Source organism: Simiaoa sp. (assembly GCF_051972595.1).
In the GTDB taxonomy this organism is placed as follows: domain Bacteria; phylum Bacillota; class Clostridia; order Lachnospirales; family Lachnospiraceae; genus Acetatifactor; species Acetatifactor hominis.
Genome location: NZ_JBOKRY010000045.1, coordinates 1 through 23,776, shown reverse-complemented (window position 1 = coordinate 23,776; position 23,776 = coordinate 1). Strand labels below are relative to the sequence as shown.

Below are 23,776 nucleotides of genomic sequence, written 5' to 3'. Positions count from 1 at the left end.
CCCGAAATTGCTCTCTGGTTGTCCTATTTTTTAACCACTAAGGCCGTTTTTTGACCCCATTTTTGCCGGTTGTCCTATATTTAACCACTAAAAATTGGGTGAAAACGGCTCTCGTTTGGTCAAATGAGGTCAAACTTTTGTCACCCGCTTAGGTATAAGAAAACCCCGGAAATCCTTGATTTTCCGGGGTTTTTGAACCATTTTGATATAGTCTGAGCAGTCGATTATCTCTTGCTGAACTGAGGTGCGCGACGAGCAGCCTTTAAGCCGTACTTCTTTCTTTCCTTCATACGAGGGTCTCTGGTAAGGAATCCAGCCTTCTTCAGAACGGGTCTGAAATCACCGTCTACCTGAAGCAGAGCTCTGGAAATACCGTGTCTGATTGCACCAGCCTGGCCGGTGTATCCGCCACCGTGAACGTTAACCAGAACGTCGAACTTCTCAGCAGTCTCAGTAGCTGCCAGAGGCTGACGAACGATAACCTTCAGAGTCTCCAGACCGAAGTACTCATCAATGCTTCTCTTATTGATTGTAATATTACCATTACCGGGTACTAAATATACTCTGGCGATGGATTTCTTTCTTCTACCGGTTCCGTAGTATCTTTCTGTTTTAGCCATGATTTATTTTCCTCCTCTCAGTCCTTTAGAATGTCAGTACTTCAGGCTTCTGAGCTTCATGCTTGTGCTCAGGTCCTGCATATACGTGAAGTTTGGTGAACATCTGTCTTCCTAAAGGTCCCTTGGGAAGCATGCCCTTAACTGCAAGCTCGATTACCTGCTCAGGCTTCTTTTCTAATTTTTCTCTCAGGGTAGCTTCTTTTAAGCCACCAACGTAATCGGAATGATGATAATATACCTTCTGGTCCATCTTCTTACCGGTTACTTTGATCTTCTCAGCATTGATAACGATAACGTTGTCACCGCAGTCGATGTGGGGAGTGAAGATAGGCTTATTCTTGCCTCTCAGCACTTTAGCAACCTCAGATGCCAGGCGACCTAAGGTCATGTCAGTAGCGTCTACTACATACCATTTTCTATCGATTGTAGCTGGACTAGCCATAAATGTTTTCATTATGTTCCCTCCATATTACTTTCGCCGATTCCTGATCGACTTTTTCAGTGTTCTGGTCCGATGGTAATCTGCAGATGTCCGGCTACATTTTACTTCTTTCCAAAACGGTTGAATACTATATTTCAATGCTTCGTCGGGGCTTTGACTTGGCATATTGAAACACTGTCACAGTCATATATTATATGGCACCAAGCAATTAGTGTCAAGATAATTTTAAAACTTTTTACAGTTCAGCCGTAAAACAACCGAACCAACGATTAGGTATTGCACACAAAGCGCTGTTTTTGACATTCTATGAACCAGATGCCTATATATGAGCTAAGATAGTCACGCAGTGACGGAAAACACAATAACTCAGCATTGCGGATGACAGTCACAAAAACTCGTATTTCATCAGTGTCAGTCCATGGGCCGGTGCGGTAGGTCCCGCTGCACTGCGGTCTTTTGCCTCGAGGATCGTGAAAATATCCATGGGATCCCGCTTGCCCTGTCCGATATCTAACAGGGTTCCGGCAATGATCCTTACCATATTATATAGGAAGCCATTACCGCAGACGCGGATCACCAGATCATTTTCTCCCTGCTCTTCCACTTCCACGGAATAAATGGTGCGTACGGTGGATTCTACCTGGGCGCCGGTCTGACAGAAGCTTTTGAAATCATGTTCTCCCTCCAGATAAGCCGCCGCTTCCTGCATCCGGTTCACATCCAGTTCATAATAAGTAAACAGCGAATACAAACGTTTCACCGGCATGGGGAACTGTGCCCGGTAGATCCGGTATTCATAGGTCTTGCGGCTGTCGCATCTGCGGGGATGCCAGTCATCCTGCACCTGTTCGGACTTTTGTATCCGAATGTCCTCCGGAAGTCTCTGGTTCAGCGCATACGATATTTTCTCCGCAGGCATCCGGCTGGTGGTGTCAAACACAGCGATATTTCCCAGTGCATGTACTCCGGAATCTGTCCGGCTGGCTCCGATGACCTCAACGGGCTCCTGCAACAGATCGGTCAGGCACCGGTTCAATTCGCTTTCGATGGTGATCCCGTTATTCTGGATCTGCCAGCCATGGTAGTTCGTACCGTCGTACGCCACGGTCAGGCGGACACGCTTTTTTTCTTTTTCCGGCCGCTTTGACAGCTGTTCCATTGTCATTTCCGATTCCACTGTATGTCACCTGCTTTCTCTCCTGCCACCTGTCTTAGGTTCCCCGGCATTCTTTCCTGTATTTGACGATATACTATCTGTTATGGGCATTATTGTTTTACAGTAAAAATTTACGGTAAAAACGGTAACCTTCCTACCACAATGCTGATCACCATATATGCAGCAATACAGCCGTAAGCAATGTAATCTCTCTTATGATAGATCAGCGGCTTCATCTTCGTCCTGCCCTCTCCGCCGCGATAGCATCTGGCCTCCATTGCCATGGCAAGATCGTTGGCTCTGCGGAATGCGGAGATAAACAGCGGTACTAAAAGGGGCACCATTGCCTTGGCACGTTTGAATATATTGCCGCTTTCGAAATCTGCACCTCTGGCGATCTGCGCTTTCATGATCTTATCCGTTTCTTCTAATAATATAGGTATAAAACGAAGTGCAATGGACATCATCATGGCCACTTCATGTACGGGCACCTTGAATACCTTTAAGGGTCCCATCATTTTCTCCATACCGTCTGTCAGATTGTTCGGCGTGGTGGTCAGCGTCATCACAGAGGATCCAATGATCAGAAGTGTCAGGCGGATAGCCATGGAAATGGCCATCTTCAGACCTTCCTGCGTGATGGTCAGCTTCCAGATCGTAAGTAACGGTGTTCCCGGTGTCAGAAAGAGATTGAACACCACTGTGATCAGCATCAGCATCACTATGGTCTTCATTCCTTTTATCATGAATTTAAGCGGTACTTTAGACAGTCGGATCACTAGGCCAAGAAACAGGGCCGCGATCACATATCCTGTATAATTTTTGAAAAAGAACAGGGAAATGATAAATAAAACGGTACCTCCCAGCTTTACCCGGGGATCCATCTTATGAATCAATGATTCCGTCTGATAATATTGTCCTAATGTAATATCTCTAAGCATATTGCTCCTCACCAGAGTTTCTGCCCGTCTCCTGTCGGGTCAGAACTCGTATCTTCTCTCTGCTCATGCTGCAATTTGAGCATTGCAGTTCAAATCATTACTTCTGATTGTTCTGTTTCCAGACTCTTGCAATTTCTTCCGCAGCCTCTTCGATCGTTGTGGCATCTACATCCACATCCGCGCCCCGTGCTTTCAGATCATGCATGATATAGGTCACCTGCGGTGCCGCCAGTCCTACTTCTTCCAGCTCTTTGTAATGTTTGAATACTTCTCTGGGCGTGTTGTCGTACATGACGCTTCCCTTATTCATGACGATAATACGATCCACATACTCCGCGACATCTTCCATGCTGTGGGATACTAACAGAATGGTCAGTCCGGTTTCTGTCTGCAACTTTTTGATCTGCTGTAAAATCTCATCTCTTCCCTTGGGATCCAGCCCGGCAGTGGGCTCATCCAGGATCAGCACTTCCGGCTTCATTGCCAGCACTCCGGCGATCGCCACACGACGCTTCTGCCCACCGGACAGTTCAAAGGGAGACTGATAGAAAAGCTCATCCGGCAGTCCTACTTTTTTCAGAGCATCGTATGCTCGAAGCTCCACTTCCTTTTTATCAAGTCCCAGATTCTTCGGTCCGAAACAGACATCGCTGAATACATCAATCTCAAACAGCTGATGCTCCGGATACTGGAACACCAGTCCTACCTTGCTACGGAGCTTCTTCATATCATAATCCTTGTCGTAGATATCTTCTCCGTTAAAATAGATATGTCCGCCGGTAGCACGGATCAATCCATTCATATGCTGCATCAGCGTGGACTTACCGGAACCGGTATGTCCAATGATACCAATGAACTGTCCATCCGGTATCTTCAGGCAGATATCGTTCAGGGCATGAACTGCCAGCGGTGTATCTTCACCGTATACATAATTCACATGATCTAATATGATAGACATTTTGTCGATCCTTTCCCGGGTACTTTCATTCGCTGCTGTCCCTGTCACTATTTTCTGTCGGTTTTCCCATAGCCCAGTGCACTGACCAGCTCTTCTCTTGTCAATATGCCATCCGGCAGCGGAATTCCGCGTTTCTGCAATTCATACGATAACAGCGTTACCTGCGGCACATCCAGCCGTAGCTTTTTCAGCTGCTCCACCTGCGAAAAGATTTCCCGGGGTGTACCCTGCATCGCAATTTTCCCCTCATCCATGACAAATACCTTGTCGGCATGAATGATTTCTTCCATATAATGGGTGATCAGGATCAGCGTAACGCCTTCCACCTGATTCAATCCACGGACTGCACGGATGACCTCCTTACGTCCACTGGGATCCAGCATGGCAGTCGGCTCATCCAATACGATGCATTTGGGATGCATGGCCAGTACTCCGGCAATAGACACTCTCTGCTTCTGCCCACCGGACAACTTATTCGGGGAATACTTTCGATATTCGTACATGCCTACCGCACGTAAGCTCTCTTCCACACGCTGCCAGATCTCCTCCGTGGGGACCCCCATGTTCTCCGGGCCAAATCCCACATCTTCTTCCACTACCTGGCCTATGATCTGGTTATCCGGATTCTGAAAAACCATACCGGCTGTCTGACGGACCTTCCAGATGTTGTCCTCATCCTTCGTGTCCATACCATCGACCCAGAGCGTTCCCTCTGTCGGATTTAAGATGGCATTCATATGCTTTGCCAGGGTAGACTTGCCGGAACCGTTATGTCCGAGGATGGCTATGAACTGTCCCTGCTCTATATCAAGAGAAACATCATTCACCGCTCTTGTGATCCCTTCCACATTTCCCTCTTCATCCCGACGAATATATTCATATACTACATTATCTGCTTTAATGATCTCCATAAATAATCTCCATTCCATATTCGCTTAGTGCCGGAGAATCTGCTATCTTCTGCTTTTACAAGATATCGCTCCTATTTTACTAGATTATGCACAGATTTACAACACTTAACAGGGAACTGAGCCGACTTTTTCAAAATCTCTTGTACTGCTTTCAAAAAACCTTTATAGTTATGCTTGTATCTTTCTACTGCTAAAAATTTCAGAAAATAAAACGAGGAGGCATTCTATGAATCCGATCGATCGCAATAAAATATGGAAGATGGTGGGTATTCTTGCGCTCATCACTGTCGTTGCCGGAGGACTGCTAAGGGTATCCCAGCACAGTTCCTACACTCTGGGAGATTATGCAGCGGACAATCCTTCCCTGGCTTATCAGACGGCAGAGCCGTCTCCTACTCCGGAGTCTACTCCGGCCGTCGACAATTCCAAAGCAAATGCGACAGAAAACTTGCAGGAAGAATCTTCCATGGCGGAAACTGCTGTTTTGACAGGATATTCACTGAATGGAGAACTGTTGGCCGACCAGCGGACCACGCTGTCCGACGGCTTCTATTATGAGCCGTTATCCGAAAAATTACAGAGATACATAACAGGTGTTTCTTATCCCGCCACTGTGGATAACTCCGATAGTTCTTCGGAAACACTGTTGAAATCTGTCGAAATCGGCTATGATGATCTGCGCTATGTGCACATAAGGCATTATGATTTTGAAGGAAATCCTGCAGAAGGGGAATTGATCTGCAACAAAGTGATCGCGCAGGACCTGACAGAGATCTTCTACGAGCTGTATTGCAATGAATATCAGCTGGAAAAGGTACTTTTGATCGATGAATATGATGGGGACGACCTCGCATCCATGGAGGACAACAATACCTCCTGTTTCAACTACCGCCCGGTGGAAGGAACTTCCTCCCTGTCTAAGCATGCATTAGGGCTGGCAATTGATATCAATCCCTTTTATAATCCTTATATTACTTACAATAAGGATGGCAGCGAAAAGGTATCTCCTGCAAATGCTTCCGCATACGCAGACAGAACCGCTTCCTTCCCCTACAAAATTGATGAAAATGATCTGTGCTATCAGCTGTTTAAGCAGCATGGCTTCACCTGGGGTGGACACTGGAACTCCTGCAAGGATTACCAACATTTTCAGAAGGTAGTGGAGTAAGCGGCAAAGCAACGAGGGAATGCAGAGCATCCCCCCGTTGTACGGCTGTCGCCAAATAAGTCTAAAAAAAGACAACCGCTAGTGAATGCAAGCATTCCCTCGCGGTTGTCTCTTTTTATCCTTACTTTGCTCGTAGCTTAAACAAGCTCCAGAACAACAGTCATAGCTGCGTCACCCTTACGCTGACCGATCTTAACGATTCTGGTGTAACCACCCTTACGGGTAGCATACTTGGGAGCATACTCATCGAAGAGCTTTGCAACCAGGTCAACTTCCTTGGTGTTCTTTTTCTTGCCTGCTGCATCAGCGGGAACCTCAACTACGGGGTTGAGAACCTTCAGCATCTGACGACGTGCATGAGATCTGGTAGGCAGATCCTTCTTGATCTCCTTCTCAACTTCGTCGTATACAGTAACGGTAACACCGTTCTCGATCTTAACCAGCTTGCCATCCTTATCACGATGGGACTCAGCCAGAACCTTACCGGTCTCCTTGTCAACGATCTGCTTTACGCGCTTGCCGTCCTTGTCCTTGCGGGCAACCTTGGTGGTAACCTTAACAGTTTCGAAGTTATCCTTCTCTTTTACTGCCAGAGCGATCAGTCCGTCAACGATCTTCTGTACTTCCTTAGCCTTAGCTTCGGTGGTAACGATCTTGCCGTTGTTGATCACTGCAGTTACCTGATTTCTTAATAATGCCTTTCTCTGTGCAGATGTTCTGCCGAGTTTTCTGTACTTTGCCATGATAATTTCCTTTCTCCATTCATGGTACATCCGGCCATGCACTTTGGACTTACTTACCGAATGCGTTGTTTTTTGCCATTTAGAGATAAACCGCATCCGAACACTTTGGGCTTACCGGATACGGAAATCTAACTTTTTATGTTCAGCCGAAATTAGTTCTCATCGCTGGGGTTCAGCTGTAATCCCAGTTCTTTCAGTTTAGCCAGAACTTCTTCCAAAGATTTACGTCCGAGGTTACGAACCTTCATCATATCTTCTGAAGTCTTATTGGTTAACTCTTCTACAGTATTGATACCTGCTCTCTTCAAGCAGTTGTAAGAACGAACGGAAAGCTCCAGTTCGTCAATACTCATCTCCAGAACCTTTTCCTTCTCGTCGTCTTCCTTCTCTACCATAACCTCCGCGGTCTTAGCATTTTCGGACAGGTCGATGAACAGGTTCAGATGCTCGCTGAGCACCTTAGCTGCCAGGCTGACTGCCTCATCGGGAGCCAGGGTTCCGTTGGTGTATACATCCAATGTAAGCTTGTCGAAATCAGTACTCTGACCTACACGGGTATTTTCTACCGTAACGTTAACTCTCTCTACAGGTGTATAGATAGAATCAATGGCAATTACGCCGATTGGTAAATCTTCGTGTTTGTTCTTGTCGGCACTTACGTAGCCGCGGCCTCTTGTAATAGTTAACTCCATGTAAAGCTTGGTGTCTTTACCGCTCAGAGTTGCGATTACAAGGTCGGGGTTCAGAATTTCAATATCCTGATCACACTGGATATCAGAAGCTCTTACAACACCTTCGCCTTCAAACTCGATATATGCAGTCTTAGCCTCGTTGGTCTCGCTGTTATTCTTGATAGCAAGGCTCTTGATGTTCATAATGATCTCAGATACATCTTCCTTTACGCCGGGAATAGAACTGAACTCATGAAGAACACCTTCAATTTTGATCTGGCTCACTGCAGCACCGGGCAGGGAAGACAGCATGATTCTTCTCAGGGAGTTACCCAGAGTAATACCATAGCCTCTTTCCAGGGGTTTTACTACGAATTTACCATACTTTTTGTCTTCTGAAATCTCGCTAACCTCAATATTAGGTCTTTCAAAATCAAACACTGCCAATACCCTCCTTTGCGAACTTTATATGTTGACATGTTCTTACGAACAATATCCCATGGAATATTATTCCACAGGAAATGTTCATTGGGGTTAAATAAAACTTACTTGGAGTACAACTCGACGATAAGCATCTCGTCAACAGGAACATCGATCATCTCTCTGGTAGGCAGATTCTTGATGGTTCCCTTAAAGTTCTCAACATCAGCATCGATCCATTCGGGTACTAATCTTCCAGCAGTTACATCAAGGATATCCTTGTATCTCTGCATGGACTTAGCGCTCTCCTTGATCTCAATAACATCGCCAGCCTTGATCAGGTAAGAAGGAATGTTTACACACTTACCGTTTACAAGTACATGCTTGTGGTCAACGATCTGTCTTGCTTCTCTTCTGGTTCTTGCAAAGCCCATTCTGAACACTACGTTGTCCAGTCTGCTCTCTAACAGGGTCATCAGGTTCTCACCGGTCATGCCCTTCATTCTATCAGCCTTCTCATAGTAGTTACGGAAAGGCTTCTCCAGAACGCCATAGATAAACTTAGCCTTCTGCTTCTCTCTTAACTGAAGTCCATACTCAGATACCTTTTTGCCTGCTCTTGCAGAGGTTCTGTTAGACTTCTTGTCATAGCCCAGGTAAGAAGGCTCAAGGCCAAGGGCTCTACATCTTTTCAGTACAGGTACGCGATTTACTGCCATTTTTTTATTTTCCCTTCTTTATACTTCGGAAGTGACTTCCGAGGGTTGTTTACAGTGCCGCACTGCGGCACTTTCATCCAACTTGTTCTAATGTTGCTTCATTAAAATTAACTGTTTCGTCTTCTGACGAATTCTCACTAAACGCGACGACGCTTAGGAGGACGGCATCCATTGTGAGGTACAGGAGTTACATCACAAATGCTTAAGACATCCAGTCCACTTGCAGACAGAGCTCTGATTGCTGCTTCACGTCCTGAACCAGGACCCTTTACGAATACGTCAACGGACTTTAATCCGTGAACAAGAGCAGCCTTTGTTGCTGTTTCAGCAGCCATCTGTGCAGCATATGGAGTAGATTTCTTTGAACCTCTAAAACCAAGACCACCGGCACTTGCCCAGCTAAGAGCATTACCTTCAGCATCAGTTAACGTTACGATTGTATTGTTAAAAGAAGACTGAATATGTGCCTGTCCGCGTTCAACGTTTTTTCTTACACGCTTTTTTGTTACTTTCTTTGCAACTTTTTTAGCCATTTTAAACTAACCTACTTTCTCATTTCCTGGGGATGCTTACATTTGCTTCCCTCTCACAGTTACATTTCGATCTCAATTACTTCTTCTTATTTGCCACCGTGCGCTTAGGTCCCTTACGAGTTCTTGCGTTGGTCTTAGTCTTCTGACCACGAACAGGAAGTCCTTTACGATGACGAATACCACGATAGCAGCCGATTTCCTGAAGTCTCTTGATATTCAGAGCGATTTCTCTTCTCAGATCACCTTCTACCATAACGCCGAGCTTTTCGATAGCTTCACTGATCTTCTTTACCTCATCATCGGTAATATCTCTCACTCTGGTATCAGGATTTACACCTGCTTCTGCCAACAGCTTGTCAGCAGTAGGTCTGCCTATTCCATAGATATAGGTCAAACCGATCTCAATTCGTTTTTCTCTAGGTAAGTCTACACCTGCGATACGAGCCATTTACGTTTCCTCCATTTTCCTGCGTAATCTCTTACGCTTTGCGCAACATTTCTGCGCTCACAACTTTCGTTGCGTGTGCGTACGTTTGGTCTGTTAGTTGTACGCCCAATAGTTACTAATTGATTGGGGCTCTCACCCAATCGGACACGATCCGATCTTTCCATAACGAAGGCGTCTAATTCTTTTCGTCATGGTATCAACAAGTAATCTCCCGTAAGCTCTATCCAAATCTATTATGAAAATTGATATTTTGATAATGATCAATTCAGCCGCACATAATAACCGGACAAGAACTCACATACCTGATCAAATGACGATCAAGCGGTGATTATCCCTGTCTCTGTTTGTGCTTCGGATTCTCACAGATTACTCTGATGCGTCCTTTTCTCTTGATGATTTTGCACTTTTCGCAAATCGGTTTTACTGATGATCTAACTTTCATGTTAAACCCTCCTTTCAAAAAAGACCGTCTTACATTATAGCATGACGGTCTTTCCTTTGCAAGCGTATTCTTGCGCTTTTTTCAATATTTTTTAAGTTTTTTCAACTTTTTTGTGATCTTTTTGCCTGCTTTACGATCAAAACGATAAAAGTAATGATTGCAGCCGCCGCTACGCTTAAAATACGGAAGGTAAATCTCGCGTGCAGCGCGGAATGATGCTGTACCGCAACGATCCATGCAAAGGGAATTGCAGCCAAGATCACTAAAGGAAGCAGTTGTGCATACTCATCCTTCCATCTGCCCTTGACGAACACTGTCACAAGCAGTATCACTGCCACCGCTGCCAGAACTCCTGCAGCGATTCCCATATATGTGGGATACTCCTGCAGATTCAGTCCAATGACATAGAACCCGCCGTTCATACGGGGTCTTCCACCAATGGCTTCCGTACGTCCGATGATGGACCAGATGGCATCCTTGATCGTACCTGTGTGCAGTGTCAGATCTGCGATGACCCATTTGGCTGCCCACATGCCGGCATAGCCGACTGCCCAGCTTATGCCGAAGCCAATCAGCTTCTTGATATTGCTCCACAGCTTATCACATTCTAATAAGAAGTAACAGCACAGAGGAATTCCTAAAGTGACGATCGGATACGTCAAAAAGTCAAAATAAGAAGTCAGGATACCGACGATCAGGAAAAACTCGGGATAGAGCTGTCTTTCATGTAGCTTATCATGGTGTAACAGCATATATTCCACTGCCAGAAGTGTCAGGATCCAGCATACTGACATAGTCAGAGATACCAGTACCAGCACAGGCTTCATGAAGAGAAAACTTCCCAAAGTAACGATTGCAACCGAAACATTTTTCTTTCGTATCGCAGTAACCAGTACCCAGATCATAAGCGCGATCTGCGCCAACAGTTCCAACCATACCACATGCTGCCAGGAAAACAGCAGCAGCAACGGTTTCAGATACAATAGATATCCATGCCAGTATCTTGCATAGATGTGAAGATACATGTTGTTCACATTCTCGTGGGATTCGCAGAATGCCTTCAGGGAATCCTCCGGTGTCCACACATCCTCTTCCAGATCATAGTGATACATCCACATGGCGTGCTCATAGGCATTCTTATCCGGTAATCTCTCTATGGCATTCTGCACCATGATCGCATCGGTATAAGTCTCTCTGTTCTTCCACAAATACTGGGAAAAAGCATCCTCCGGGATCTCATCGCCGGTCTTGAGCATATCGCTGACACTTTTCTCCACATTCTTACGCATAGGACCTACGGGAAGCAGGAATACCAATACCAAAAGCAGGGTTCCCACTACCGCACTGACCGCCAGAATCGCAGCAAAGCTGCGTATTTTTTTAGCCATAGCTTACTTATCTCTCCAGATGATACGTCCCTTGCTCAGATCGTAGGGAGACAGCTCCAGTGTCACCTTATCTCCGGGAAGGATACGGATAAAGTTCTGACGAAGCTTACCGCTAATGGTAGCCAGTACTCTGTGTCCGTTCTCCAGTTCTACACGAAACATGGTATTGGGAAGCTTCTCCACAACAGTTCCTTCGATTTCGATTACATCACTTTTAGACATAAATTTCCTCCATAGCTTTCTACTTTTTGATTCTAGTTCTTGTTCATGCTTCTCAGAAGCTGCAATAGTTCCACTCTGTCATGATACTCTTTTAAATGACTTCTGATCTGCTCATTGATCTCCTCTTCACGGTCTGCGGCAGGTCGCTGCACTTTCTGCATAAGTCCTGCCTTAGCCGCAAAATGTATGATCTGAATATGTTTTTTCTTTTTCTTTTTGGGATTTGTCACACCGCGAAGCCGTCCATCGCACAAAAATACACTGTCACCCTCTTCTCCGATGATCAGGTACAATCTGTCCTTGTCATGACCGGCTTTTGAAGTTGCAAGTTCTCCTATCATACCGTAAGTCTAACCTTTCTTACGCATTATAATCGCAGTGGATTACTCTTAATACATGGTCAGGATCTCGGGCTCGCCGTCCGTGATCAGGACCGTATTCTCATAATGTGCGGACAGGGATCCATCCTCGGTGACTACTGTCCAGTCGTCATCCAGCCATGCCACATCCGGTCTTCCGATGTTGATCATAGGCTCGATCGCCAGGGTCATACCTGCCTGAAGCTTAATTCCGTGTCTGCGCTGTGCGAAATTGGGGATCTGAGGATCCTCATGCAGGCTGGTGCCGATACCATGACCTACCAGATCTCTTACGATACCGTAGCCAAAAGGCTTGATATAGGCATCAATTGCATTGGAAATATCATACAGGTGGTTACCTGCCTTTGCCATCTCAATGCCTGCGAAAAAGCTTCCCTTAGTCCTCTCCATCAAAAGTCTTGCTTCTTCACTGACCTGGCCTACCGGGAAAGTACGTGCCATGTCGGAATGATACCCCTTATAGATCAATCCTGCATCCAGACTTACAATATCACCCTCGTGAAGAATATGATCTTTGTGAGGAATACCATGTACGACTTCATCATTCACAGATACACAGATAGATGCCGGATATCCGTTATAATTCAAAAAGTTGGGAATGCAGCCGTGGGCACGGATCAGCTTCTCACCCAGATTGTTGATGTCCAGAGTGGATACACCGGGGTGTACTGCCTTCTCCATCTGGCTGAATACATCCGCCAAAATTTTACAAGATTCTCTCATCAGCTCGATCTCACGCTGTGATTTGATAGTTACTGCCATTTTCTTCACCTTTCCGTTCCGGATTTTTCTGCTGTTTGTCAGAGATCCGGACTTTTCTTAGCCAAGGATTGCTACGATATCCGCAAATACCTCTTTCATATCCTTGGTGCCGTCTACGGTCTTTAATACATTTTTCTTGGTATAGAAATCGATCAGCGGCTGGGTCTGGTCATGATATACCTTCAGACGGTTCAATACGGTCTCAGGCTTATCATCATCACGCAGTACCAATTCCTGTCCGCACTTATCACAGATGCCTTCCTTCTTGGGAGGAATGTGCTCGATATGATAAGTTGCGCCGCAGGACAGACATGCGCGTCTGCCGGACATTCTCTTCACGATATTCTCATCGGGAACATTTACGTCGATTGCAAAATCAATTGCATCGCCCAGCTCGGTCAGTGCCTTGTCCAGTACTTCTGCCTGGGGAATGGTTCTGGGGAATCCATCCAGTACATAGCCGTTCTTGCAATCATCCTGTGCAACTCTGTCTAAGAGGATCTTGACGGTCAGTTCATCGGGAACCAGCTGACCCTGATCCATGTATTTCTTCGCTTCCATACCAAGCTCAGTTCCGTTCTTGATATTTGCACGGAAAATATCTCCTGTGGATACATGAGGAATTCCATACTTCTCGGCGATCATTTTTGCCTGTGTACCTTTACCTGCGCCGGGTGCGCCTAACATGATAATCTTCATATCTGCTCCTATCTGCCTGCTGTTGCAGGCTCTGCTCTTCTATGGATAAGCTACAAATACAGCCCAACATTTATATTTTAACTTTTATGCGGCTTTTTTGCAATAGATTTTCCCATAATACAAAAATAACCGGATGATCATAAACCATCCGGTTACTGTTATGCTACTAATCTTCCAGGAATCCCTTGTAGTTACGAACAAGCATCTGAGACTCTACCTGCTTCATGGTCTCCAGTACTACGCTTACGATAATGATCAGGCTGGTACCGCCGAAGGATACGCTTGCACCGAACACACCGTTGAAGAAGTACGGGATCACAGATACAATGATCAGACCGATCGCACCGATGAATACGATATAATTCAGAATCTTATTCAGATAATCGCTGGTCGGCTTACCGGGTCTGATACCGGGGATAAAACCGCCCTGCTTCTTCATATTATCGGCAATCATCAAAGGATTAAATGTAATGGATGTATAGAAGTATGCAAAAAATACAATCAATACAATGTAAAACAAAAGTCCCAGGGAATAAATCGGCTGGCTGGGTTTGCACCAGTAACCGGAATTCAGACCCTTGAGGATCTCCGCCCACACACCGGTTCCGTTATATCCGATAAAGGAACAGATAATAATCGGGAACTGCATAATGGACTGTGCAAAAATGATAGGAATAACGCCGGAAGTATTTACCTTCAACGGAATGTTGGAGGTCTGTCCGCCGACCATCTTTCTGCCCTGCATTTTCTTAGCATACTGTACCGGAATCTTGCGGACACCATCATTTAAGATGATAACCATTACCACCATGGCAATAATAATTGCGAAGATGATAACGACAGCAAGGATTGCGGTTGCCGGAGCTTTTCCGAACACAAACTGCTCAAACAGATTGCTCAGGTCTTGAGGAAGTCTGGAAATGATGTTGATCACCAGTACGATGGAAATACCATTTCCGATCCCTTTTTCTGTGATTCGTTCACCCACCCACATCAGGAAAGCACTACCGGCGGTAAGTGCTGTGATAGCGGTAATTACATTCAGAGCATTAAACTCGATCAGATAGCCCTGTCTGCCGAAACCGATTGCCATTGCTGTGGACTGGATCAGTGCAAGCGCTATGGTTACGTATCTGGTGATAGCGACCATTTTCTTACGGCCGTCTTCACCATCACGCTGCATTTCTTCCAGCTTAGGAATAGCAATTGTAAGCAGCTGCATGATAATGGAAGATGTAATATAAGGGTTGATATTCAATGCCAGAATAGACATGTTCAGGAAAGAACCGCCTGTAATGGCATCGAAGAAACTGAACGCACCGCCTGTCTGCTGGGCAAACCATTGAGAAAAGAACTTTGTGTCCACTCCGGGTACGGGAAGCTGTGATCCGATACGGATCACAACTAACATTCCCAGTGTAAAAAGAATCTTTTGTCTGATTTCTTTGATTTTAAATGCGTTTTTCAGTGTTGTAAGCATTACATCACCTCAGCAGTTCCACCAAGAGCCTCGATCTTTTCTTTTGCGGATGCGCTGAAAGCATCTACCTTTACATCAAGCTTTTTGGTAAGTTCTCCGTTTCCAAGGATCTTTACTCCATCTCTGGGGTTCTTAATGATTCCTGCTTCAACTAATGCGTTTACATCAACGGTAGCACCGTTGTCAAAGCACTCCAGAGCACTTACATTGATAGCAACGATTTCCTTAGTGTTTCTGTTAGTGAAACCTCTCTTAGGAATACGTCTGTATAAAGGCATCTGACCACCTTCGAAACCGGGTCTGGGAGCTCCGGAACGAGCCTTCTGTCCCTTATGACCCTTACCTGCGGTCTTGCCATTTCCTGAACCGTGTCCACGGCCTCTTCTAAAATTATCACTGTGTTTGGAACCTTCTGCAGGTCTTAAATTGGATAATTCCATTCCTAACACCTCCTTATCTGATTATGCTTCTTCTACCTTGATCAAATGATTCACCTGACGGATCTGTCCTCTTGTTGCATCATTATCAGGCAGTACTACGGACTTGCCGATCTTACGCAGTCCCATAGACTCCACGATTGCTTTATTCTTCGGCACTGCGCCGATGGTGGACTTTACCAGAGTGATCTTTAACTTCTTGTCTGCCATACTCTACTCCTTTCTGTTGGCCCTGTCAACTTAACGGGAAGATCCGGCTTACGCCAGAACTTCCTCAACAGACTTTCCACGATTCTTTGCTACTTCTTCGGGAGCCTTGATCTGGCTTAAACCGGAGATAGTTGCAAGAACAACGTTCTGCTTATTGTTGGAGCCAAGAGACTTGGTACGGATATTCTTGATACCTGCAAGCTCACAAACGACACGAGCGGGACCACCAGCGATGATACCGGTACCTTCGGGAGCCTTCTTCAGTAAAACGTTAGCAGAACCATACTTACCGATGAAATCATGGGTGATGGAATTGTTCTCATCCAGATTGATCTCTACGATGTGCTTAACAGCGTCTTCCTTACCCTTACGGATAGCTTCGGGAATTTCTACAGCCTTTCCCAGACCAGCGCCTACATGGCCGTTGCCGTCGCCGACTACTACCAGAGCGGTGAATCTCATGTTACGACCACCCTTAACGGTCTTGGTTACACGCTTGATGGTAACAACTTTATCATTTAACTCTAACTGGCTTGCATCTATGATTGTGTGTTTCATGGTGTATTCCTCTTTCCTTTCCTAGAATTCCAGGCCAGCTTCTCTGGCTGCATCGGCTAAAGCTGCTACTTTACCCTGATAAATGAAACCGCCACGGTCGAAAACAACTTCCTTGATGCCCTTTTCGATTGCTCTCTTTGCGATAACAGTTCCAAGATATGCTGCTGCATCAACGTTATTGGTCTTCTCCAGCTCTGCCTTGATCTCTTTCTCAAGAGTAGATGCAGATACTAAAGTGTTACCAACTGTATCGTCGATAATTTGAGCATACATATGATTATTGCTTCTGAACACTGCAAGACGAGGTCTTTCAGCAGTGCCGCTGAAGCGGTTACGAATTTTCATGTGCTTTTTTGCACGTACTAACTGTCTGGACTCTTTACTAACCATCTTCATACTCTCCTTATCTATTATTTCTTACCAGTCTTACCAACTTTACGTCTGATGGTCTCATCGGCATACTTAATACCCTTACCCTTGTAAGGCTCAGGTCTTCTCTTGTCGCGGATCTCAGCAGCGTACTGGCCAACTTTTTCTTTGTCGATACCCTTAACGATGATCACGTTCTGGCCTTCTACTACTGCTTCAATGCCTTCAGGATCGATCATCTCTACGGGATGAGAGTAACCAAGGTTCAGGGTCAGCTTATTGCCGGACTTAGCAGCTCTGTAACCAACACCATTTACTTCCAGCTTTTTCTGATAGCCTTCGGTAACACCTACTACCATGTTGTGGATCAGAGTTCTGGTCAGACCATGAAGAGACTTCATCTTCTTCAGATCGTTGGGTCTGCTTACGAGAACTTCTGCTCCTTCTACTTTAATTTCCATCTCAGAGGGTAATACTCTTTCCAGAGTACCCTTGGGACCTTTCACAGTCACTTTATTATTTTCTGCAACTTCTACAGTTACACCTGCAGGAATTGCGATTGGCATTCTACCTATTCTGGACATGCCCGTACCTCCTAATTTACTAACTTACAACAGTTGCTAAACTCTTTTTGCTCCACGGAGAATTCCGCAGGAATTCTCTTAGGGATGAAACATAGATTTTGTTAGTCAGCGTACTTTGCTGACTTAGAAAATCTTTTCATCCTTACCAAACGAATGCTAATACTTCGCCGCCAACCTGAAGCTCACGAGCCTTCTTGTCGGTGATAACACCCTGGTTGGTAGAGATAATAGCAATACCAAGACCGCCAAGAACCTTAGGCAGATCTTCCTTGCCAGCATATACACGTAAACCGGGCTTGGAGATTCTCTTGATACCGGAGATGATCTTCTCGTTCTTGTCTGCGCCGTACTTCAGAGTGATGTGGATGGTCTTGAAACCACCGTCTTCAACGATGTCGTACTTCTTAATATATCCCTCATCCAGCAGAATCTGTGCAATAGCCAGCTTCATCTTGGAAGAAGGTACGTCTACGGTGTCGTGTTTTGCAGTATTTGCATTACGGATTCTTGTAAGCATATCTGCGATAGGATCGCTCATTGTCATGATTTAGTTTCCTCCTTATTATTTGACTTGAATCATGCTCAGTACATACACTTTGTATATACCATCTATATTATAAGATTACTCTTATAAACTAAGTTAAAACTTTTCGTTCCGGAGAATTCCATAGGAATTTCTTTTCGTCTCAAAGAATTTTGCATGGCAAAATTCTCTTAGGAGCGAAACTTAGATTTTCTTTTCGCTCCGGAGAATTCCGAAGGAATTCTCTTGAGGATGAAACTTAGTAATTCTTAGGCGGCGTCTTTTGACGCCTTAGAATTACTTTTCATCCTTACCAAGAAGCTTTCTTAACTCCGGGAATCTCGCCCTTGTAAGCCAGTTCGCGGAAGCAAACACGGCAAATTCCGTATTTTCTCAGTACAGAGTGGGGACGACCACAAATCTTGCAACGGGTATAAGCCTGAGTAGAGAACTTAGGTTTGCGCTGCTGTTTAATCTTCATTGATGTCTTTGCCATCAGAATTTACCTCCTTGATTACTTTGCGAAAGGCATGTTGAACAGTCTCAGCAGCTCACGTGCCTCTTCGTCGGTCTTAGCAGTTGTTACGAAAATGATATCCATACCTCTGGTCTTGTCGATCTTATCGTACTCGATCTCAGGGAAGATGAACTGCTCTTTGATACCGAGTGCATAGTTACCTCTGCCGTCGAATGCGTTAGGGTTAACGCCTCTGAAGTCACGGACACGAGGAAGAGCGAGGTTAACCAGACGATCCAGGAACTCATACATCTTCTCACCACGCAGAGTGGTCTTACATCCGATGGGCATGCCCTCACGGATCTTGAAGTTTGCTACGGAATTCTTAGCCTTGGTCAGAACTGCTTTCTGTCCGGTAATAGCTTCCATATCAGCAACTGCATTCTCAAGGATCTTAGCGTTTTCTTTTGCTTCACCAACACCCATGTTGATAACGATCTTGTCGAGCTTGGGAACTTCCATTACATTAGCGTAACCGAACTTCTTGGTCATAGCATCGACGATCTCATTGTTATATAAATCTTTCAGTCTGCTCACTTATATTTCCTCCTTCCTATTGATTAGTCAATCACTTCGCCTGTTGACTTTGCGAAACGTACTTTCTTGCCGTCTTCAACCTTGAAGCCAACTCTTGTGGTCTTGCCTTTTACAACAAGCATAACGTTTGAAATATCAATAGGAGCTTCTTTCTCAACAATACCGCCATTGGGGTTTGCCTGAGAAGGCTTTGCATGCTTTGTGATCTTGTTAACGCCCTCAACCAGGACTTTATGATTCTTTACGTCTACAGAGAGAACCTTGCCCTCTGTACCTAAGTCTTTACCAGCGATAACCTTAACGGTGTCGCCCTTCTTAATTTTCATTGTAGACATGTGGCAACCTCCTTATAATACTTCGGGAGCCAGGGAAACAATTTTCATGAACTGTTTCTCACGAAGCTCTCTTGCAACCGGCCCAAAGATACGGGTTCCTCTGGGAGTCTTGTCATCTTTGATGATAACTGCAGCGTTCTCATCAAACTTGATGTAAGAACCGTCTTTACGACGAGCGCCCTTTACGGAACGAACTACAACTGCCTTTACTACATCACCTTTTTTTACAACGCCGCCTGGTGTTGCATCTTTAACGGAAGCAACAATCACGTCGCCGATCTGTGCATATCTTCTGGTAGAACCGCCCATAACACGAATGCAAAGTAACTCTTTTGCGCCGGTGTTATCAGCAACTTTCAGTCTACTTTCCTGCTGAACCATGTTATTCCTCCTTCACCGCTTCCGCGGTTTCTTACAAACTTAATATTCGGTGCTAATTTATTTAGCCGAAGCCAAATTTATTTGGCTTTTTCTACGATCTCAACAAGTCTCCATCTCTTGTCCTTGGACAGGGGTCTTGTCTCCATAACTTTTACGATATCGCCAATGTTGCACTCGTTATTCTCGTCATGAGCCTTCAGCTTGTAGGTGTCCTTTACGATCTTTTTGTAAAGGGGATGCTTAACATGCTCTTCGATTGCAACTACAATAGTTTTATCCATCTTATTACTGATAACTTTACCAGTACGTGTTTTTCTTAAATTTCTTTCCACGGTTTGATCTCCTTTCTACGCACCCACGCGTTACGCTCTAGCCTTCTCGGTGATAACAGTCTGAATACGTGCAATGTTTCTTCTGACTTCTTTGATTCTTGCAGTATTGTCTAACTGATTGGTTGCGTTCTGGAATCTCAAATTGAAAAGTTCTTTTTTAGCAGCTACCAGCTCCTGTGCCAGTTCTGCATCGGACTTTGTCTTCAATTCTTCTACAAATTTATTTGATTTCATTCTGTCACACCGCCTTCCACATCTGCCTTAGCAATGATCTTACACTTACAAGGGAGCTTGTGCATAGCAAGACGTAATGCTTCACGAGCGTCCTCTTCGGGAACACCAGCGATCTCGAACATTACACGTCCGGGCTTAACAACTGCTACCCAGCAATCTACAGCGCCTTTACCGGAACCCATACGAGTACCGAGAGGCTTTACAGTTACGGGCTTATCGGGGAAAATCTTAATCCATACTTTACCGGTACGCTTGGTATAACGGGTAAGCGCAATACGGGCTGCCTCAATCTGATTAGACTTGATCCAGCAGGGTTCTGTAGCAACCAGACCAAATTCGCCATATGCCAGGGTGTTACCTCTGGAAGCTTTTCCGGCCATGGATCCACGGAACTGTTTACGACGTTTTACTCTCTTCGGCATTAACATTATTTATCGCTCCCTTCCATCTGATTTCCTTTTGTAGGAAGTATCTCGCCTTTATAAATCCAAACTTTAACTCCAACTTTACCATAGGTGGTGTTTGCTTCAGCAAAACCGTAGTCGATATCTGCTCTTAAGGTCTGCAGAGGAATGGTTCCCTCACTGTAGAACTCAGCACGAGCGATATCAGCACCGCCCAGACGACCGGAACAGCAGGTCTTGATACCCATAGCGCCGGACTTCATGGTTCTGCCCATGCAGGACTTCATTGCACGTCTGAAGGATACACGGTTCTCCAGCTGCTGAGCGATGTTCTCAGCTACCAGCTGTGCATCTCTGTCAGGTCTCTTGATCTCCTTGATGTCAACCATAACCTTCTTATCAGTTAACTTGGAGAGCTCTTTCTTGGTTACTTCGATCTCAGCACCGCCCTTACCGATCACAACACCGGGCTTAGCAGTATAGATGATAACCTTTACTCTGTCAGATGCTCTCTCGATCTCGATCTTGGAAACACCTGCACTGTATAATTTCTTCTTCAGGAACTTTCTGATGTTGTAGTCTTCTACCAGATAATCAGAAAACTCTGCATCAGCGTACCACTTGGAATCCCAATCTTTAATAACACCGACTCTCAGGCCGTGAGGATTAACTTTCTGTCCCATAAACTTTTAATAGCTCCTTTCCCTACTTCTTCTCATCAAGAACGATGGTAATGTGGCTCATTCTCTTTTCGATTCTATAAGCTCTGCCCTGTGCTCTGGGCTTTACTCTCTTCATGGTAGGTCCTTTGTTTGCAAAGCACTCTGCAACATAAAGGTTCTCGGTATTCATACCGTTGTTGTTCTCAGCATTAGCGATCGCTGACTCAAGCAGCTTCTTGATCAGGCTGGAAGCATATCTGGGGTTGTACTCCAGAATACCAAGTGCAGTCTGTACATCTTTGCCTCTGATGGCATCTAATACGAAACAAGCCTTCTGAACAGATACTCTTGCGTAAGACAGCTTAGCTGAAGGTCTTGTATCTTTCTGAGCGTTTCTTTCTCTCTTAATTTGGGATCTATGTCCTTTAGCCATAGATTTGGTCCTCCTTTCAAACTGAAACCGCGCAACGCACCCGTGTGTTTCCTAAGTGCTGCGCACAAAAATATCCCGTCTTCTTTCCTCTTAATCTTAATATATAATTCCGAGGGAAGACCCTCGGGAGAGCGCATAGCTCTCCCAGCCATCTATATAAGATAGCATATTTTAAGCTCCAGGTCAACAATTAAATTATCTAACCTTGGATTTCTTCTCGTCCTTGCCGTGACCTCTGAAGGTTCTGGTTGCAACGAACTCACCGAGCTTGTGGCCAACCATATCCTCAGTAACGTATACGGGAACATGCTTTCTACCATCATGAACAGCAATCGTATGTCCTACGAAGGAAGGGAAAATTGTAGAACGACGGGACCAGGTCTTAATAACCTGCTTCTGTCCTGATGCATTTAAAGCGTCGACTTTCTTTAACAGGCTTGCGTCTGCAAAAGGTCCTTTTTTCAGTGATCTAGCCATGATCTTTCCTCCTTAACTATTTGATTGCTCTGCCGTCACGTCTTCTTACGATCAGCTTGTTGGAAGCCTTCTTAGATTTACGTGTCTTCAGACCAAGAGCAGGTTTACCCCAAGGTGTGCTGGGGCCGGGACGACCGATACCGGTCTTACCTTCACCACCACCATGAGGATGGTCGTTGGGGTTCATGACGGAACCACGTACGGTGGGACGGATGCCCATGTGACGCTTACGTCCGGCTTTACCGATCTTAACCAGGCTATGATCAACGTTACCTACAACACCAACAGTTGCACGGCAAACCAGGGGAACCATTCTCATCTCGCCGGAGGGAAGACGCAGGGTTGCGTACTTACCTTCTTTTGCCATCAGCTGTGCGCTGTTACCGGCGGAACGAACCAGCTGGCCGCCCTTGCCGGGATATAACTCAATGTTGTGTACCTGAGTACCTACAGGGATCTCGGACAGAGGTAAGCAGTTACCTACTCTAACCTCGGCCTCTGCACCGTTCATAACCTTCATTCCGTCGGTCAGGCCTTCGGGAGCGAGGATATAGGACTTGGTACCGTCTTCGTAGCAGATCAGCGCAATGTTTGCTGTTCTGTTAGGATCGTACTCGATACCGATTACGGTAGCAGGGATGCCATCCTTGTATCTCTTGAAATCAATTACTCTGTATTTTCTTCTGGAACCGCCGCCGCGATGTCTTACAGTGATCTTACCCTGATTGTTACGGCCGGAGTTCTTCTTCAGGGAAACACACAGGCTCTTCTCGGGAGAGGTCTTAGTGATCTCAGAGAAGTCAGAACCAGTCATGTTTCTTCTGGAAGGTGTATAGGGGTTATATGTCTTAATTCCCATTACTGTATCTCCTTTACGATGATTTTTTGCGCGAGCACTTAAGTGCCGCATACTTGAATCTTAAGCAGTAGCTTTACTCTTACAGACCTGCGAAGATCTCGATCTCTTTGCTATCTGCTGTTAACTGAACAATTGCCTTCTTGGTCTTAGCGGTCTTGCCGGTAACCATTCCACGTCTCTTGTTCTTGCCATCCATGTTGATGGTGTTAACACTCTTAACCTTGGTACCTTCGAACATCTTCTCAACAGCCTCTTTGATCTGAGACTTGTTAGCTTCGGTGTGAACGAGGAAGGTGTACTTCTTCTCGCCCATGCCAGCCATGCTCTTCTCGGTAATAACGGGTTTGAGGATTACATCATAGTATTTAATATCAGCCATTATGCGTATACCTCCTCAATCTTTGCAACAGCATCCTTGGTCAGGACAACTGTCTTAGCCTTCATTACGTCGTAAACGTTGATGGTATTTACCAGGGTGGTATCTACATCAGCTACGTTTCTAGCGGACATAACTACGTTAGTATCGTTATCAGCGATCACTACCAGTCCCTTTTCCACCTTTAAGTTATTCATAACATTGGCGAAGTTCTTGGTCTTGATCTCGTCGAATTTCAGCTCATCTACTACGATCAGGCTGCTTCCCTGAACCTTGCTGGTCAGTGCAGACTTCAGAGCTGCTCTCTTCTCTTTCTTGTTAAGCTTGAAAGAGTAATCTCTGGGAACGGGAGCGAATACTACGCCGCCGCCTGCCCACTGGGGAGATCTGGTTGAACCCTGTCTTGCATGACCGGTTCCCTTCTGTCTCCAGGGCTTTCTTCCGC

At 45.4% G+C, this 23,776-nt stretch carries 38 protein-coding genes; 1 reads left to right on the top strand and 37 read right to left on the bottom strand.

What is annotated here, in order from left to right; all coding sequences use genetic code 11:
* Positions 1–224 precede the first annotated feature (224 nt).
* From rpsI to ACTRDR_RS12845, 6 genes are all read right to left on the bottom strand, one after another.
* Entirely contained in the window at positions 225–620 is a 396-nt protein-coding gene (gene rpsI, locus ACTRDR_RS12870) for a 30S ribosomal protein S9 (protein WP_118503477.1), read from the bottom strand.
* 25 nt (positions 621–645) lie between these two features.
* Positions 646–1,074: a 50S ribosomal protein L13 gene (gene rplM, locus ACTRDR_RS12865; protein ID WP_022154280.1), complete on the bottom strand. Its 429-nt coding sequence runs from the start codon at positions 1,072–1,074 to the stop codon at positions 646–648.
* A gap of 373 nt (positions 1,075–1,447) precedes the next feature.
* Entirely contained in the window at positions 1,448–2,227 is a 780-nt protein-coding gene (gene truA / locus ACTRDR_RS12860; RefSeq protein ID WP_440527935.1) for a tRNA pseudouridine(38-40) synthase TruA, read from the bottom strand.
* A 122-nt stretch (positions 2,228–2,349) separates the two neighbouring features.
* Complete coding sequence (locus ACTRDR_RS12855) at positions 2,350–3,159, bottom strand: energy-coupling factor transporter transmembrane component T family protein (protein ID WP_440527933.1); 810 nt, start codon at positions 3,157–3,159, stop codon at positions 2,350–2,352.
* 97 nt (positions 3,160–3,256) lie between these two features.
* The gene (locus tag ACTRDR_RS12850; protein WP_176863032.1) at positions 3,257–4,117 is read right to left on the bottom strand and encodes an energy-coupling factor transporter ATPase; all 861 of its coding nucleotides are present in this window, start codon (positions 4,115–4,117) and stop codon (positions 3,257–3,259) included.
* Between the two features lie 47 nt (positions 4,118–4,164).
* Complete coding sequence (locus ACTRDR_RS12845) at positions 4,165–5,028, bottom strand: energy-coupling factor transporter ATPase (RefSeq protein ID WP_176863034.1); 864 nt, start codon at positions 5,026–5,028, stop codon at positions 4,165–4,167.
* 226 nt (positions 5,029–5,254) lie between these two features.
* On the opposite strand from ACTRDR_RS12845, the gene ACTRDR_RS12840 reads away from it, so the two are divergent.
* A complete protein-coding gene (locus ACTRDR_RS12840) occupies positions 5,255–6,196 on the top strand; it encodes a M15 family metallopeptidase (RefSeq protein ID WP_440527931.1) in 942 nt (313 codons plus the stop codon).
* Positions 6,197–6,333: 137 nt separating this feature from the next.
* On the opposite strand, the gene ACTRDR_RS12835 is transcribed toward ACTRDR_RS12840, so the two are convergent.
* From ACTRDR_RS12835 to rplD, 31 genes are all read right to left on the bottom strand, one after another.
* Positions 6,334–6,939 (bottom strand): bL17 family ribosomal protein, encoded by a 606-nt coding sequence (locus tag ACTRDR_RS12835; protein WP_022154286.1) that lies wholly within the window; start codon positions 6,937–6,939, stop codon positions 6,334–6,336.
* 152 nt (positions 6,940–7,091) lie between these two features.
* Positions 7,092–8,051 carry a DNA-directed RNA polymerase subunit alpha gene (locus tag ACTRDR_RS12830; RefSeq protein WP_022154287.1) on the bottom strand — a complete coding sequence of 320 codons (960 nt, stop codon included), beginning with the start codon at positions 8,049–8,051 and terminating at the stop codon, positions 7,092–7,094.
* A gap of 104 nt (positions 8,052–8,155) precedes the next feature.
* Positions 8,156–8,749, bottom strand: a complete 594-nt coding sequence (gene rpsD, locus ACTRDR_RS12825) for a 30S ribosomal protein S4 (protein WP_022154288.1) — start codon at positions 8,747–8,749, stop codon at positions 8,156–8,158.
* Positions 8,750–8,886: 137 nt separating this feature from the next.
* Positions 8,887–9,282, bottom strand: a complete 396-nt coding sequence (gene rpsK, locus ACTRDR_RS12820) for a 30S ribosomal protein S11 (protein ID WP_022154289.1) — start codon at positions 9,280–9,282, stop codon at positions 8,887–8,889.
* Between the two features lie 76 nt (positions 9,283–9,358).
* On the bottom strand, positions 9,359–9,730 hold the full coding sequence (rpsM, locus tag ACTRDR_RS12815) for a 30S ribosomal protein S13 (protein ID WP_022154290.1): 372 nt from the start codon (positions 9,728–9,730) through the stop codon (positions 9,359–9,361).
* 328 nt (positions 9,731–10,058) lie between these two features.
* The gene (gene rpmJ / locus ACTRDR_RS12810) at positions 10,059–10,172 is read right to left on the bottom strand and encodes a 50S ribosomal protein L36 (protein WP_031271335.1); all 114 of its coding nucleotides are present in this window, start codon (positions 10,170–10,172) and stop codon (positions 10,059–10,061) included.
* A gap of 101 nt (positions 10,173–10,273) precedes the next feature.
* Positions 10,274–11,560 (bottom strand): hypothetical protein, encoded by a 1,287-nt coding sequence (locus ACTRDR_RS12805; RefSeq protein ID WP_440527929.1) that lies wholly within the window; start codon positions 11,558–11,560, stop codon positions 10,274–10,276.
* Between the two features lie 3 nt (positions 11,561–11,563).
* Positions 11,564–11,782 (bottom strand): translation initiation factor IF-1, encoded by a 219-nt coding sequence (gene infA / locus ACTRDR_RS12800; RefSeq protein ID WP_022154292.1) that lies wholly within the window; start codon positions 11,780–11,782, stop codon positions 11,564–11,566.
* A 32-nt stretch (positions 11,783–11,814) separates the two neighbouring features.
* On the bottom strand, positions 11,815–12,123 hold the full coding sequence (locus ACTRDR_RS12795; RefSeq protein ID WP_440527927.1) for a KOW domain-containing RNA-binding protein: 309 nt from the start codon (positions 12,121–12,123) through the stop codon (positions 11,815–11,817).
* Positions 12,124–12,171: 48 nt separating this feature from the next.
* Positions 12,172–12,924: a type I methionyl aminopeptidase gene (gene map / locus ACTRDR_RS12790; RefSeq protein ID WP_176863040.1), complete on the bottom strand. Its 753-nt coding sequence runs from the start codon at positions 12,922–12,924 to the stop codon at positions 12,172–12,174.
* A gap of 57 nt (positions 12,925–12,981) precedes the next feature.
* Positions 12,982–13,623, bottom strand: coding sequence for an adenylate kinase (locus tag ACTRDR_RS12785; RefSeq protein WP_022154295.1), 642 nt, complete (start codon positions 13,621–13,623; stop codon positions 12,982–12,984).
* A 166-nt stretch (positions 13,624–13,789) separates the two neighbouring features.
* A complete protein-coding gene (secY, locus tag ACTRDR_RS12780) occupies positions 13,790–15,103 on the bottom strand; it encodes a preprotein translocase subunit SecY (protein WP_176863042.1) in 1,314 nt (437 codons plus the stop codon).
* Positions 15,103–15,543 (bottom strand): 50S ribosomal protein L15, encoded by a 441-nt coding sequence (gene rplO / locus ACTRDR_RS12775; RefSeq protein WP_022154298.1) that lies wholly within the window; start codon positions 15,541–15,543, stop codon positions 15,103–15,105. The genes secY and rplO overlap by 1 nt, the downstream gene beginning before the upstream one ends.
* Before the next feature lie 21 nt (positions 15,544–15,564).
* Positions 15,565–15,750 carry a 50S ribosomal protein L30 gene (gene rpmD, locus ACTRDR_RS12770; RefSeq protein WP_022154299.1) on the bottom strand — a complete coding sequence of 62 codons (186 nt, stop codon included), beginning with the start codon at positions 15,748–15,750 and terminating at the stop codon, positions 15,565–15,567.
* A gap of 48 nt (positions 15,751–15,798) precedes the next feature.
* Entirely contained in the window at positions 15,799–16,308 is a 510-nt protein-coding gene (rpsE, locus tag ACTRDR_RS12765; RefSeq protein WP_117465474.1) for a 30S ribosomal protein S5, read from the bottom strand.
* 21 nt (positions 16,309–16,329) lie between these two features.
* A complete protein-coding gene (rplR, locus tag ACTRDR_RS12760; protein ID WP_022154301.1) occupies positions 16,330–16,698 on the bottom strand; it encodes a 50S ribosomal protein L18 in 369 nt (122 codons plus the stop codon).
* 20 nt (positions 16,699–16,718) lie between these two features.
* Positions 16,719–17,261, bottom strand: a complete 543-nt coding sequence (rplF, locus tag ACTRDR_RS12755) for a 50S ribosomal protein L6 (protein WP_440527924.1) — start codon at positions 17,259–17,261, stop codon at positions 16,719–16,721.
* Between the two features lie 142 nt (positions 17,262–17,403).
* Complete coding sequence (gene rpsH, locus ACTRDR_RS12750) at positions 17,404–17,805, bottom strand: 30S ribosomal protein S8 (RefSeq protein WP_022154303.1); 402 nt, start codon at positions 17,803–17,805, stop codon at positions 17,404–17,406.
* Between the two features lie 289 nt (positions 17,806–18,094).
* Positions 18,095–18,280 carry a type Z 30S ribosomal protein S14 gene (locus tag ACTRDR_RS12745; RefSeq protein WP_022154304.1) on the bottom strand — a complete coding sequence of 62 codons (186 nt, stop codon included), beginning with the start codon at positions 18,278–18,280 and terminating at the stop codon, positions 18,095–18,097.
* Positions 18,281–18,298: 18 nt separating this feature from the next.
* Complete coding sequence (gene rplE / locus ACTRDR_RS12740; RefSeq protein ID WP_022313402.1) at positions 18,299–18,838, bottom strand: 50S ribosomal protein L5; 540 nt, start codon at positions 18,836–18,838, stop codon at positions 18,299–18,301.
* A 23-nt stretch (positions 18,839–18,861) separates the two neighbouring features.
* Positions 18,862–19,173 carry a 50S ribosomal protein L24 gene (gene rplX / locus ACTRDR_RS12735; protein ID WP_022154306.1) on the bottom strand — a complete coding sequence of 104 codons (312 nt, stop codon included), beginning with the start codon at positions 19,171–19,173 and terminating at the stop codon, positions 18,862–18,864.
* 12 nt (positions 19,174–19,185) lie between these two features.
* Positions 19,186–19,554: a 50S ribosomal protein L14 gene (gene rplN / locus ACTRDR_RS12730; RefSeq protein ID WP_022154307.1), complete on the bottom strand. Its 369-nt coding sequence runs from the start codon at positions 19,552–19,554 to the stop codon at positions 19,186–19,188.
* 77 nt (positions 19,555–19,631) lie between these two features.
* Entirely contained in the window at positions 19,632–19,886 is a 255-nt protein-coding gene (gene rpsQ, locus ACTRDR_RS12725; RefSeq protein WP_022154308.1) for a 30S ribosomal protein S17, read from the bottom strand.
* 30 nt (positions 19,887–19,916) lie between these two features.
* Positions 19,917–20,120 (bottom strand): 50S ribosomal protein L29, encoded by a 204-nt coding sequence (gene rpmC, locus ACTRDR_RS12720; RefSeq protein WP_022154309.1) that lies wholly within the window; start codon positions 20,118–20,120, stop codon positions 19,917–19,919.
* A complete protein-coding gene (rplP, locus tag ACTRDR_RS12715; RefSeq protein ID WP_022154310.1) occupies positions 20,117–20,548 on the bottom strand; it encodes a 50S ribosomal protein L16 in 432 nt (143 codons plus the stop codon). The genes rpmC and rplP overlap by 4 nt, the downstream gene beginning before the upstream one ends.
* Positions 20,548–21,207, bottom strand: coding sequence for a 30S ribosomal protein S3 (rpsC, locus tag ACTRDR_RS12710; protein WP_022154311.1), 660 nt, complete (start codon positions 21,205–21,207; stop codon positions 20,548–20,550). Before rpsC ends, rplP begins: the two co-directional genes overlap by 1 nt.
* A 22-nt stretch (positions 21,208–21,229) precedes the next feature.
* On the bottom strand, positions 21,230–21,619 hold the full coding sequence (rplV, locus tag ACTRDR_RS12705; protein ID WP_117465472.1) for a 50S ribosomal protein L22: 390 nt from the start codon (positions 21,617–21,619) through the stop codon (positions 21,230–21,232).
* Positions 21,620–21,814: 195 nt separating this feature from the next.
* The gene (gene rpsS, locus ACTRDR_RS12700; RefSeq protein WP_117465471.1) at positions 21,815–22,096 is read right to left on the bottom strand and encodes a 30S ribosomal protein S19; all 282 of its coding nucleotides are present in this window, start codon (positions 22,094–22,096) and stop codon (positions 21,815–21,817) included.
* 16 nt (positions 22,097–22,112) lie between these two features.
* Positions 22,113–22,955 (bottom strand): 50S ribosomal protein L2, encoded by an 843-nt coding sequence (gene rplB, locus ACTRDR_RS12695; protein WP_022154314.1) that lies wholly within the window; start codon positions 22,953–22,955, stop codon positions 22,113–22,115.
* Between the two features lie 79 nt (positions 22,956–23,034).
* The gene (gene rplW, locus ACTRDR_RS12690; RefSeq protein ID WP_022154315.1) at positions 23,035–23,334 is read right to left on the bottom strand and encodes a 50S ribosomal protein L23; all 300 of its coding nucleotides are present in this window, start codon (positions 23,332–23,334) and stop codon (positions 23,035–23,037) included.
* Positions 23,334–23,776: 50S ribosomal protein L4 (rplD, locus tag ACTRDR_RS12685; RefSeq protein WP_440527918.1), on the bottom strand; the 443-nt coding region annotated here is incomplete at its 5' end. The genes rplW and rplD, both read right to left, overlap by 1 nt.